Origin of the sequence: Clostridium sp. (genome assembly GCF_021443865.1) — a bacterium.
Classification (GTDB): domain Bacteria; phylum Bacillota; class Clostridia; order Clostridiales; family Clostridiaceae; genus Clostridium.
Genome location: NZ_JABUTB010000021.1, coordinates 1 through 12,821 on the forward strand (window position 1 = coordinate 1; position 12,821 = coordinate 12,821).

The window sequence follows — 12,821 nt, forward strand, 5'->3', positions numbered from 1 at the left end:
ATATATCTTTTTAGTAATTCCTTTGGAATTACATCAATAATTCTACATTTTTAATTTAGTATATTCTCTAAGATTAAGACAAATTAAAACTTATGAACAAATATTCCACTTCTAGGCTTTGGCTCAAACCAAGTTGACTTGGGTGGCATAATTTCTCCACTATCTGCAATTGCCATAATATCTTCTGTAGTTGTTGGATACATTGAAAAGCTTACTTTCATATCTGTATTAGCTCTTCTTTCAAGCTCTTTTAAGCCTCTTATGCCTCCAATAAACTTTATTCTTTTAGATTTTCTAGGGTCATCTATTCCAAGAATAGGTCTTAATAAACTATTTTGAAGTATTGATACATCTAATCTATCTACAGGGTCCTCTGGATTAAATATACCTTCTTTTGCTTTTAGTAAATACCATTGATTATCAACATACATTCCAAAAGTATGCTTTTCAGATGGTTTAACTCTTTCACTACTTTCACTAACTTCAAATTTCTCTTTAACCTTTTCTAAAAATTCCTCTTTAGATAATCCATTTAAATCTTTAACAGTTCTATTATAATCTAGAACCTCTAATTCGCTGTCTGGATATGATATGGATAAGAAGAAATTAAACTCCTCTTCTCCAGTATAATTTTCTTTTTCTGCTCTTTTTATATGACCAACCTTAACTGCTGAAGCTGATCTATGGTGTCCATCTGCAATATATAAATATTTAACTGATTTAAATAATTCTTGTAGATTATTTACTGTATCTTCATTATCTATAATCCAAACAGTATGCGCTACACCATCTTCTGCTATAAAATCATATAGAGGCTCCTTTTTAATCCATTCATTTATTATACTTGAAATTCTCTTATCCTCTCTATAAGTTAAGAAAATTGGACCAGTATGAGCTTCGCATTTATATACATGATTGATTCTATCAATCTCTTTTTCTTCCCTTGTTAATTCATGCTTTTTAATTATATTATTACTATAATCATCTATTGATGCACAAGCTACAAGACCTATTTGACTTCTTCCCTTCATAACTTGTCTGTAAATATAATAATTAGGTTTATCATCTTCTAAATATAATCCTTCATTAATCATTTTATGAAGATTATCTTTTGCCTTTTCATAAACTCTATCATCATATACATCTATATCCTTAGGCAAATCTACTTCTGCCTTATCTACATGCAAAAATGAATATGGATTATCTTTTACCATGTCTCTAGCTTCATCACTATCCATTACATCATAAGGTAATGCAGCTATTTTATCCACAAGTTCATTTATAGGCCTTATAGCCTTAAAAGGTCTAATTATCGCCATAATACTCCTCCTATATTTATCCTACTTAAAGAATTCCTTAATAGTTGAAACTACTTCATCTCCAATTCTTTCTTGTGCTTCAATTGTTGCTGCACCAATATGAGGTGTACAACTAACTCTTGGATGATTAACTAATGCTTCATTAGTATTTGGTTCTATTGCAAATACATCAATTCCTGCCCCTGCAATCTTTCCACTATCTAATGCTTCTAATAAAGCTTCTTCATCTACCACTTTTCCTCTTGCACAATTTATTAAATAAGATCCATCTTTCATTAATTCTAATTCTTCTTTTCCTATTAGTGAGCCACCATTCTTATCATAAGGAACATGAAGAGATATGAAATCAGAAACCTTTAGTAAATCCTTTAGGTCTAAAAATTCATATCCTAAGCCATCTACCTTACCGAAAACATCATTATATACTACTTTCATTCCTAGAGCAGTAGCCTTAGTAGCTAAAGATCTTCCTATTCTACCCATACCTACTATCCCCAATGTTTTCCCACTTAATTCAACACCTTCATACTTCTTCTTATTCCATTCGCCATTTCTCATAGTATAATTAGAAGTTCCAACAAATCTTGCTACTGCAAACATATGAGCTAGTGCAAGCTCTGCCACTGAATCTGAACTAGAATTAGGAGTATTTCTTACAACTATTCCACATTCATTTGCTGCTATTAAATCTATATTATCTATTCCAACACCTGCTCTAATTATTAATTTTAAGTTTCCACCCTTGGCAGCCTCTAAAACTTTTCTAGTTACTTTAGTAGCTGATCTTATAACTAAAGCATCGTATTTTTTAAGGATTTCTCCTAATTCTTCTTTATTATAATGTTTATCTACAACTTCAAAGCCTAATAATCTAAGACTATTTATTGCTTTTTCTTGTAGCCCATCACTAATTAATATCTTTGTCATTTTTATACCCCCTAAAATAAATGTAAAATTAATAATGAAGAATGTAAAATTAAAGAAGAAACTCCTTAAGGAGTTTCTAATTTTATATATTTTCTGTAATTTAAATTACAGGAATAATTCTTCATTTCAAATCTTAATCTGTTATAACAACTAATTATATTTACATTTAAATAAATTATTTAATACTTATTGCTTAAATCATTTTAAATTTATTCTAAACCTAAAATATCATTTATATTGCTTAAAAGCTCTTGAATATCTTCCATTTGACAATCTGCCATATGAGCTATTCTAAAAGTCTTATCCTTTAAGCTTCCATATCCATTAGATATTTGGAATCCCCTATTGCCTAATTCTTTATTTAAAGCAGAAACATCTATACCTCTATTATTTTTAACTGTAGTTAAGGTATTAGATAGATAGTTTTCATCTGGGAATAATTCAAAGTATTTCTTTGCCCATTCTCTAACTACCTTAGCCATCTCTAAATGTCTTGCAAATCTATTATCTAAGCCTTCTTTATTTAGTATATAGTCTAGTTGATAGTCAAGAGCATACATATGAGATATTGATGGTGTTGAAGGGTATTGATAATCCTTCTTTTGAATATATTTATATAAAGCTAAAAGGTCTAAATAGAAACCTCTATTAGGTACTTTTTCTGCTCTTTCCTTAGCTTTATTAGAAAATGTACATATAGCTAGTCCTGGAGGCAATCCTAATGCCTTTTGGCTAGATGTTATACATACATCAATTCCCCATTTATCTACTTCTATTTTAGTACCAGCAGCAGAACTTACAGTATCTACTATAAATACTACATCTGGATATTTCTTAACCACTTCTCCAATTTCTGCAATTGGGTTCATAATACCAGTTGATGTTTCATTATGTGTGACTGCAACTAAATCATATTTTCCTGTTGCAAGTTCTTTATCAACCATTTCAGGAGTAACAGCTTTTCCCATTTCTACTTCAAAAATATCTGCAGGAACATTATTAGTAGTAGCCATTTCATACCATCTTTTTCCGAATGCCCCTACGGAAAATACAGCTGCCCTCTTTGCTGTACAGGATCTAATGGCTCCTTCCATAAGTCCACTACCTGAAGTAGTTGACAAAAGTATTTCACTTTCTGTGAAAAATAGCTTTCTTAAATTATCACTGATTCTTCTTTGAATTGCAGAAGCTTCTTTGCTTCTGTGCCCAATCATAGGTTTAGCCATTTGCTCTAATACATCTTGCCTTACCTCAACTGGACCTGGAATAAATAGCTTTTTGTGCATTTTCTTCTCCCCCATTATAAAATTTTTATTTATACTTATTGCTTATTTTTATTGTTAATTTTACTACTTTTTCATAAAATTAACAACCACTTTATTAAATATTTAAAACATTTCTACTATCATATATTAGTTTCATAAATTTTATTTTGTTAATTAAAATATAATTTTTTATTATTATCTTATGCAGTGTGTACTACATTTGCTCATTATGATTTTTCTTTTAATAAATCTCTAATTTCTATTAATAATTCCTGTTCTACTGTTAATTCAGGCTCCTTATTTTCAGCCTCTTCTATAGCTTCTTCTTCTCTTTTTCTATTCAATTTTGTAATTATTTTAATAAATACAAATATTGATAAAGCTATGATTAAGAAATCTACTACATTTTGAATGAAAGCTCCATATTTTAAGGTAACTGCTTCAGTTGTTGCTGTTTCTGATTTTAATACATAAGCTAAATCTTCAAACTTTACTCCGCCAACTATAATTCCAATTAGCGGCATTATTACATCTTGTACTAAAGAAGATACTATTTTATTAAAAGCACCTCCAATAATAACCCCAATAGCTAAATCTAATACATTTCCTTTTAGTGCAAACTCCTTAAATTCAGTTAAAAATTTCTTCCCCTTATCAGACATTTTCTATTCCTCCAGTCTATTCTTCAAATACTAATATAGATTCTGTCTCTCTGCAATATTTAACACATATACATTGTCCTAAATGCCTTGGACACTTATAACATAAACATCCCTTATCATCTCCGTTACAAGTTTTTTTGTATTCAGGACAGTAGCTACAATTTACTCCATTTCCAGCTGGCACCTTATCATCTCCTTTATATGTTTATACATAAATATTTTAACATATAATTTGTAAAATAGTAGTAACCTATTTAATCACTATTCATATATTACTCTTATAAGAAGCTTTTCACTCATTAATTTTTAAAAACTTCTAACTCCCATCTATATAAACTTTAGGGAACTATTGGTTCCCTCTCTCGTGAAAAAAAGGAGACTTATTAAACTACTCCATAAATAAAAGGTGAAATATCTTATTGCTCACGCAATTAATGATATTCCACCTTACTTTTTGTAAATTTATAATTCTAATTTATCCTAGAAAAACAATTGAAATATTACCAAAAATATAACTCCTGGTACTCCTAAGAATCCTGCTATTAAGGCTGTAACCCAATTAATTGCTATTGAAAAGCCTAAATAAGATCCTAGTATATTAGTTAAATACAGTAATACTATACCTATTACACCATTTATTAATATTTTAAGTGGCCATTTTAAAACCTTAATTAATAAATAAAGTAATACTAGTCCAATTAAACCATATAATATTAAATTTACATCCATACAAATCCCCTCCACTTAATAATATTATTGTTTTAACTTTATTATTCTATTATTCTATTCTTCTAAAACCTTGTTTTTTAGCTATACCTATTAAATAATCAAATCTTGCTCTAGCTACATCTTCTTCATGAATTGCTAACTCTATTAACTTAGGATCACTTACGGAATTAAATAAAACCCTAGCTACTTCCATTTCTTCTATAGCTTCTTCAATATCTCTAAATATAGCTATTTCCTCTTCAGTATATTCTCTTTTCTTTTTATCTTCACTTTTAAATAAAAATTCTAAAATAACATTTTTATTCATCATAGACTCCTCCCAAATAATTACTATTAAAGTAATGTCCATACTTTTATAAAATTATTCAGATTGAGTATAAAATTCATATAATGAATTTTTACATTAAAGGTGAAAACACCCTTAATATAGCTGTTATAAATTTATTGGACCACTTGACTTTATGACAATCCTCTATTGTTATTCTTTGACAAAGCTTTAAAGTTTCAATGAAGTCTTCTTTAATTTCCATAACAGATTTAGTTTTATATAAAAGCACACCATTTTCGAAGTGTAAATAAAGACTTCTGTAGTCCATATTTATTGTTCCAACAACTCCTACCTTGTCATCAGATACAAAGGTTTTTGAGTGTATAAACCCTGGTGTATATTCATATATTTTTACGCCAGCTTCTATTAATTGAGGATAATAAGCTCTAGTTACTAAATGTACATACCACTTATCTTCTATATGTGGAGTTACTATAATTACATCCACTCCACTTTTAGCTGCCAGAGTTAATGCTGTTACTAGTTCATTATCAACTATTAAATATGGAGTATTTATATAAATATAATCCTTTGCTTTGTTTATAATATTTAAATAAACAAATTCACCAACATTTTCATTATCTAAAGGACTATCACCATAAGGTTGAACATAGCCATCACTTGCAAATTCATCAACATAATTAACCTTTGGTCTATATTTTTCATAATCATTTTTTTCACCGCATGTAAATTCCCATGCTTGAAGAAACATTATAGTTAAACTCCAAACTGCTTCTCCCTTTAAAACTATAGAAGCATCTTTCCAATGTCCAAATCTAACTACTTCATTAATATATTCATCTGCTAAGTTGATTCCTCCAGTAAAAGCTGTATGTCCATCTATAATTGTAATTTTTCTATGATCTCTATTGTTCATAATTACAGATAAAAATGGCACAAATGGGTTAAAAACTAAGGTTTTTATTCCCTTTTCTCTAAGCTTTTCATAATATTTATATGGAAGAGTTTGAAGGCATCCCATATCATCATAAATAATTCTAACATCTACACCTTCTTTTACTTTTTCTTCTAAGATTTCTAGTATGCTATTCCACATAACGCCTTCTTGAATAATAAAGTATTCCATAAATATATACTTCTTAGCTGTTTTTAACTCTCTTTTTAGTTCTTCAAAAAATTTTTCACCAGGAGATAAATACTTTGTTATAGTATTTTTATATATAGGACTTTCCGCATAATTATTTAAATATTTTACTTGATTTGCAAAAGCCTTATCTTCATTCTTAATTCCTAATATAACTGCTTCATCTTGAGGTAAAAATTTTGATGTTTCTTTATAAATATTAATCATTCTTTCCCTAAATTTTTTAGTTGTCCTTCTTGATCCAAAAATCAAATAGAAGAATCCTCCAAATACAGGAAGGAGAAGAACTGGTATTACCCAAGCTAATTTATAAGATGGATTATCTTTTGTACTTAATATATAAATAACAGAAAATATACTTATTGTCGTAAATAATACATATAAATATACAAAGGATTCAGATAGTCTCCATATAGTGAAGCTAACTATTCCTAACTGTATAATAATAAGCAACCCTACAATAACCATTCTACTAAATAAAAACTTTAATAATTTCGCCATATACTCCCCTTTTTTAGATTTCTTTTCTTCCTTCTAGAGCCTTTGAAAGAGTTACTTCATCAGCATATTCTAAATCTCCACCAACTGGTATTCCTGATGCTATTCTAGTTACTCTAATATTTAAAGGTTTTAATATTCTTGATATATACATGGCAGTTGCTTCACCTTCAATATTAGGATTTGTTGCAAGAATTACTTCCTTAACATCTGCACTCATTCTTGAAACTAGCTCTCTTATTCTTATATCTTGAGGGCCTCTTCCTTGCATTGGTGAAAGATTACCATGTAAAACATGATAACTACCGTTATATTCTTTAACCTTTTCCATTGTCATTATATCCTTAGGCTGCTCAACTACACAAATTATATCTTTATCTCGACTAGGATTAGAGCATATTGCACAAGGATCTGAATCTGTAAAGTTTCCACATATTGAACAATACTTTATAGTTCCTCTTGCTTTTACTAAAGCATTTGCAAATTCTCTAACTTCATCTTCAGGAAGATTTAATACATGTAATGCTAATCTTTGAGCTGTTTTTTGCCCTATGCTGGGTAGCTTGGCAAATTCTTCAATAAGCTTTTCTATAGCAACTGGATAAAAATCCATAAAATCATCCTTTCTGTAAAATTAATAAATAAAGGATATTTTTCTAAAATATAAAATTAAAAATGCAAATTAAAGAAGAAACTCCTTAAGGAGTTTCTAAAATAAATATACTATTATTAATTTGCTTGAAACTTAATAAATAATTCTACATTTTTAATTTAGAACTGTCTAAATAGTTCTCCTTTAAATCTATTAGAATAATCCTGGCATGTTCATTCCGCCAGTTAATTTTCCCATTTTGTCTGCACTTTCTTCTTCTGCTTTTCTTAATGCTTCATTTACAGCACTTAATACTAAGTCTTCTAACATTTCAACATCATCTGCATCTACTACTTCTGGTTTTATATTAATAGAAACAATTTCCTTTTTACCATTTGCCTTTACAACTACAGCTCCACCACCTACTGAAGCCTCAAATTCTTTAGTTTCTAGGTCTTTTTGCATTTGCTCCATTTCTTTTTGAAGCTTTTGAGCTTGCTTCATTAGGTTGTTCATATTTCCTCCGCCGAATCCGCCTGGAAATCCTCCTCTTGCCATAAAAACATCCTCCTTATATAAAAAATATATTCTCTATTATATAGTATTTTTATTTATTTTACTATATTTAGGTTATTAATAATTTTATTATTGTTATTTATTATAATATTTATGTAACAACGCTTCCTATTGTCAGCGTTGTAAGTTCGAATTACTAAATTTAAATTTAGATTCTCACTTATGTAGATATTATTCATCTAATATATCTACCATATCAGCACCTAGAGATTCTATTAGCATATCTTCCATTGACTTTTCATTACTTGATGATTCCTCTACTTCAAATACTATTTTCATATCTTCTCTAAATATTTCTGCTAATACTTCTTGAATAACTGCCTTATTTTCAGGCTTTTCTAACCTATCCTTATTGAATTTATATTGGTCTTCATATTCAATTGTTAATATTCCATTCCTACATTCTATAGGTTTCCCAGTAACCATAGAAGCATATACTATCATTTTTCTTCTTGATTTAATTCTTTCTAATATATCCTTCCAAGCTCTTTGTATATCATTTAGAGTAACCTTAGAATTTTCATTCCCAGCTATATTATGACTAATAGTTCTCTTTACCTCTTGCTTAACATTTTTTGTAGAAGCTTCTTTCTTAGAACTTATATTAGACTCTGCTGAATTTGCACTTACTACTTTTAAGCTTCCATTTTTAAGTCCTTCTTCAAGTTTATTAAGTCTGCTTAATATAACTTCATTAGAAGTATCATATTCTACTTTACACATTTTTATTATTGCTAATTCTAAATATAATCTTGCTTGTTTACTAATTTTTGCATTTGCTTCTGCTTCTTGAAGAATTCTAATATATCTCATAATTTCTTCTGCTCTAATTTTTGAAGCTTGCTCTTTAATTAAAGCTATATTTTCTTCTGACATATCAAGTACTTCTTCTGGATTATTAGTAACCTTCGCCATAAGAATGTTTCTGTAATGGCTTACTAAATCCTTTATAAATAGATAAATATCTTTTCCAGCATAAACTACTTCATCTATTATACTTATAGACTTTTCAACATTTCTTTGAATAACTGAATTAGTTAAACTAAATAAATGATCATTGGTTACAAGTCCTAGCATACTTACAAGTACATCATATTCTACTGCACCATTTCCCATTGAAATGGCTTGATCTAATATACTTAAAGCATCTCTCATTGCTCCATCAGATACTCTTGCAATTAAAGCTAAGCTTTTATCATCTGCTAAAGCATTTTGTTCATTAACTATCTTTCTTAGTCTACCTATAATTTCATTATTATTAATTCTTTTAAAATCAAATCTTTGGCATCTTGAAAGAATAGTAATTGGTAGCTTTTGAGGATCTGTTGTTGCTAATATAAATATTACATTCTTTGGTGGTTCTTCTAAAGTCTTTAAGAAGGCATTAACAGCACCAGTAGATAACATATGAACTTCGTCCATAATATAAACCTTATATCTACCTTCTTGTGGTGGATATTTAACATCATCAATAATATCTCTAATCTTATCAACACCATTATTAGATGCAGCATCTAGTTCTGTAACATCTATTGCTAATCCATCATTTATCTTTTGACACATTTCACATTTATTACATGGTTCACCATCATGCAAATCAAGGCAGTTTAAGGCTTTAGCAAAAACCTTAGCTGTGGTAGTTTTACCTGTTCCTCTTGTTCCACAAAAAAGATAAGCATGCGCTATTCTATCATTTAATATTTGATTTTTAACTGTTGTAGTTATATGTTCTTGACCCACAATATCATAAAAATTTTGTGGTCTCCATTCCCTATATAAAGCTGTATATCCCATAAAATCATTCCTTATTTAAATCGTTTATTTATATTATAGACTAAAGAATAAAATTAATGAAGGATTAAAAAAATATAACTTTACATATTTAGTTCAAACACTTGAAAGTTTTAAATTGCAATCCTTCATCTTGTTTTTTTCATCATGCAAGTTGTAACTTTAAATCTTGCAACAAAATTTCAAAAATCACACACAAATATTACTTTACATAATTTCTTCCAATTATTATCGTTAAATTTTAGACAATATTGATTTCATTTCATTTTTGTAGAAAATTTAGTATTATTTACTTTTATTATAGTGAATTATTATATTAATATAAAAAAAAGAGCCTAAGTTCCCTTAGTCTCTTTATCACTTTATTTTTTCTTTATAATAAAAATTTCAATTCCAGTTATCATCAAACCTATAATTCCAATAAATTTAAAGGATGTTTCCAAAGCAAATTTATCGCCAATAAATCCACATATAGGGAATAATATTATCATCATCATAGAGTAAAACATGCTCTCTACTGAAATTATAGTTGCTCTTTGTTTAGAAGCTACAATAGAATTTATTAATTTACTACTAATGGGCTGAAGTATGGATGTAAAAAATCCTACAAAAAGAAAAGTTATTACAGATAATTTTTTAGTTGAATTACCCATAATCAATATTAAGATACTTATTATCATAGATATTGATATCCAACCTATTCTTTTAAATTTTGCATACACTTTACTACTTATAATGGCGCCTATAGATGAAAGTACTCCATTAATTAAAAATACAATAGATATATTTACTCTTGAATAACCACCATCACTTAAAAACTGTTGACCATAAAAATATATTATGGCTGAAAATGTGTATATTGTAGGAAAGAAAATTAATATATTTAAAAGCTTTTTGTTTTCTTTCACTATCTTTATAGATGTCTTAAAATGATTAATTACTGTAATCCTTTCTTCATGAGGCTCTCTAATATCTACTTCTGTAAACTTAAAGGAAACTAACAAAGAAAATATACCTATAATAATTGCAGTAATATAACTAAAGGAGAAACTTATTTCTGAAAGCAGTCCACCAATAAATACAGCTAATCCTTGTGAAACTTCTATAATTAAATTTATTTTCCCATTAATCTTTAAATACTCTTCTTCTCTTTTTAAAACTTTGAGACTATCATAAATTAAAGCTTCTTCAGATCCTGAATTTAAGTTATATCCCCAGGCTGATAATATAAATCCAATTGCAAATCCTAAAAAGGAATTAGAAAATAACATTATTATTGCAGATATTAAAGATGTTAATCTTCCAATTATCATAATTTTTCTTCTACCAAATAAATCAGCTAAAGCTCCTGTTGGAAGTTCTGATAGAAACCCAGTTACATGAAATATCCCTTCAAGCAATCCTACTTCAGCTAAAGTCATACCTTTATAGCCTAAATATAATACCCAGATAGCAGATGTTATATCAAAGGATGAAAGAAATCTATATAAATACTCATTTTTAATATTTTTACTTATTTTATTCATTTAAATCAACTCCAATTTTTCACTTTTTTGGGCATAATAAAAGACCCTCTATAAACAGACGGGTCTAATTGGAGTTACTACTTTTGCAAGTTAGGAAATAGATTCTTGCAAATTTACCTTAAAAAAGGGTATAGTAATCCAATTTCCAAAAATTGTAGCTGTTTTTGATTGCGTGCTACTAGATAGAATTTCATACTTAAGCCTTTTTACAGTAAATTCCATAGCTGTATTTCTCCTTTCTTTTTCCAAAATAATATATGTTTATAATAATTTATTTTGAAAAAAATTACAAGTGATAAAAACAATAAAAAAACGATAAAAAAACAGAGGGAGAAAGGTAGTATTAAATACCATATACTTTTTTCTGAATTTTTCGCCTATTATTTCGCAAAATACACCATATAATTTTCATCATAATATTTATTATTTGATTTTATTGCTTTTTTTTCTTTGCCATAAGTTACGAATTCCAATTCATTATATAAATTAATTGCTTTTATGTTACTACTTACTACAGCTAAATTTAATTGTTCTAATTCTTCCATAGTTTTTGCTATATTAATTACTTCAGTTAATAGCTTCTTATATCAATAATTTCCTCCTACTTTACATCTAAATTATCAATATACTCTTTAGCTTCTTTAAGCCCTAATCCAGTATGTTCTCTATATCTCTTTATAGCCTTTATCTTACCATCATTTATAATAATACCCCTTAATTCTTCATCAATATCTTTATAAATTTCTATACCTAAGTGATTACCTATCTTGTCTAAAATTCTATTTAGCTTCTTAATCTCTTCCATTACTTGAGAAATGTAAATTATAACAAATCCAAATATTAAAAATAAAAATACAGTACCTATCCCATCAATCATGTTAATTTCCATCCTTTATTTGAGTTTTAAGTTCCCCTTGGATTTTAGTATTAAATCAGAAACTATTATTGATAATAAGTAACTTATAAGTGGTTCTGTTGTATCAAGTATAGCTATTCCTATCCAAAAAATAGCTATAGATAATACAAACATCTCAATTAAATAGTACCTAGGCCCCCTATATATATTAAACATTATTTTCCACTTTTAACTTTACTTTTTAATCTTACAAAGCATATATTAAAAAAAAAAAAAAATTACATTTTAAAATTTGACTCTTCAATCCATTTATCTAAGGCATTTTTACTGAATATAAAATTCTCTGCAACCTTTACATATGGTATGTTAGACTTTTCATTATTTATTATTTGCATTAGTCTTTCCTGGGATATTCCTAAATAGAGTGCTGCATCATCTTGAGTAAAAACATCCTTATTATTTTCTTTATCATTAAATGAACGATCTCTTATAGTTGTGCTAATATTATTAGCCCCTTGATATAATCCATCACCTATATATCTTCCTTTATTTTCAATGCCCTTTGAAATAATAGATGCAGAAATAATAATAGAAAGTGCTAAAGTAAAAATAGATACTGATAGAAATTTATACTTTGACATTAATTC

15 protein-coding genes and 1 pseudogene are annotated in these 12,821 nt (G+C 28.0%); all 16 read right to left on the reverse strand.

Going from position 1 to position 12,821, the window contains the following annotated elements:
- Nucleotides 1-83: 83 nt before the first annotated feature.
- Nucleotides 84-1,319, reverse strand: a complete 1,236-nt coding sequence (locus tag HUJ77_RS05215; RefSeq protein WP_291707523.1) for a DUF1015 family protein — start codon at nucleotides 1,317-1,319, stop codon at nucleotides 84-86.
- 21 nt (nucleotides 1,320-1,340) lie between these two features.
- Nucleotides 1,341-2,246, reverse strand: a complete 906-nt coding sequence (locus HUJ77_RS05220; protein ID WP_291707524.1) for a D-2-hydroxyacid dehydrogenase — start codon at nucleotides 2,244-2,246, stop codon at nucleotides 1,341-1,343.
- Between the two features lie 209 nt (nucleotides 2,247-2,455).
- Nucleotides 2,456-3,532: an alanine--glyoxylate aminotransferase family protein gene (locus tag HUJ77_RS05225; RefSeq protein ID WP_291707525.1), complete on the reverse strand. Its 1,077-nt coding sequence runs from the start codon at nucleotides 3,530-3,532 to the stop codon at nucleotides 2,456-2,458.
- A gap of 206 nt (nucleotides 3,533-3,738) precedes the next feature.
- Nucleotides 3,739-4,173, reverse strand: a complete 435-nt coding sequence (mscL, locus tag HUJ77_RS05230; RefSeq protein ID WP_291707526.1) for a large-conductance mechanosensitive channel protein MscL — start codon at nucleotides 4,171-4,173, stop codon at nucleotides 3,739-3,741.
- Between the two features lie 16 nt (nucleotides 4,174-4,189).
- The gene (locus HUJ77_RS05235; protein ID WP_291707527.1) at nucleotides 4,190-4,357 is read right to left on the reverse strand and encodes a hypothetical protein; all 168 of its coding nucleotides are present in this window, start codon (nucleotides 4,355-4,357) and stop codon (nucleotides 4,190-4,192) included.
- Between the two features lie 296 nt (nucleotides 4,358-4,653).
- Entirely contained in the window at nucleotides 4,654-4,902 is a 249-nt protein-coding gene (locus HUJ77_RS05240) for a pro-sigmaK processing inhibitor BofA family protein (RefSeq protein WP_291707528.1), read from the reverse strand.
- A gap of 49 nt (nucleotides 4,903-4,951) precedes the next feature.
- Nucleotides 4,952-5,212: a DUF2508 family protein gene (locus HUJ77_RS05245; protein ID WP_291707529.1), complete on the reverse strand. Its 261-nt coding sequence runs from the start codon at nucleotides 5,210-5,212 to the stop codon at nucleotides 4,952-4,954.
- Between the two features lie 88 nt (nucleotides 5,213-5,300).
- Complete coding sequence (cls, locus tag HUJ77_RS05250) at nucleotides 5,301-6,836, reverse strand: cardiolipin synthase (RefSeq protein ID WP_291707530.1); 1,536 nt, start codon at nucleotides 6,834-6,836, stop codon at nucleotides 5,301-5,303.
- Between the two features lie 13 nt (nucleotides 6,837-6,849).
- Nucleotides 6,850-7,446, reverse strand: a complete 597-nt coding sequence (gene recR, locus HUJ77_RS05255; protein WP_291707531.1) for a recombination mediator RecR — start codon at nucleotides 7,444-7,446, stop codon at nucleotides 6,850-6,852.
- Between the two features lie 192 nt (nucleotides 7,447-7,638).
- Nucleotides 7,639-7,983, reverse strand: a complete 345-nt coding sequence (locus tag HUJ77_RS05260; RefSeq protein ID WP_291707532.1) for a YbaB/EbfC family nucleoid-associated protein — start codon at nucleotides 7,981-7,983, stop codon at nucleotides 7,639-7,641.
- A 189-nt stretch (nucleotides 7,984-8,172) separates the two neighbouring features.
- A complete protein-coding gene (dnaX, locus tag HUJ77_RS05265) occupies nucleotides 8,173-9,795 on the reverse strand; it encodes a DNA polymerase III subunit gamma/tau (RefSeq protein WP_291707533.1) in 1,623 nt (540 codons plus the stop codon).
- 359 nt (nucleotides 9,796-10,154) lie between these two features.
- Nucleotides 10,155-11,318 (reverse strand): MFS transporter, encoded by a 1,164-nt coding sequence (locus tag HUJ77_RS05270; RefSeq protein WP_291707534.1) that lies wholly within the window; start codon nucleotides 11,316-11,318, stop codon nucleotides 10,155-10,157.
- Nucleotides 11,319-11,698: 380 nt separating this feature from the next.
- A pseudogene (locus HUJ77_RS05275) lies at nucleotides 11,699-11,887 on the reverse strand (GNAT family N-acetyltransferase); the annotation flags it as partial.
- Between the two features lie 32 nt (nucleotides 11,888-11,919).
- On the reverse strand, nucleotides 11,920-12,195 hold the full coding sequence (locus HUJ77_RS05280; protein WP_291707535.1) for a ribosomal protein L7/L12: 276 nt from the start codon (nucleotides 12,193-12,195) through the stop codon (nucleotides 11,920-11,922).
- Between the two features lie 15 nt (nucleotides 12,196-12,210).
- Complete coding sequence (locus HUJ77_RS05285) at nucleotides 12,211-12,390, reverse strand: hypothetical protein (RefSeq protein ID WP_291707536.1); 180 nt, start codon at nucleotides 12,388-12,390, stop codon at nucleotides 12,211-12,213.
- Between the two features lie 62 nt (nucleotides 12,391-12,452).
- Nucleotides 12,453-12,815, reverse strand: coding sequence for a helix-turn-helix domain-containing protein (locus HUJ77_RS05290; protein ID WP_291707537.1), 363 nt, complete (start codon nucleotides 12,813-12,815; stop codon nucleotides 12,453-12,455).
- Between the last annotated feature and the right edge of the window lie 6 nt (nucleotides 12,816-12,821).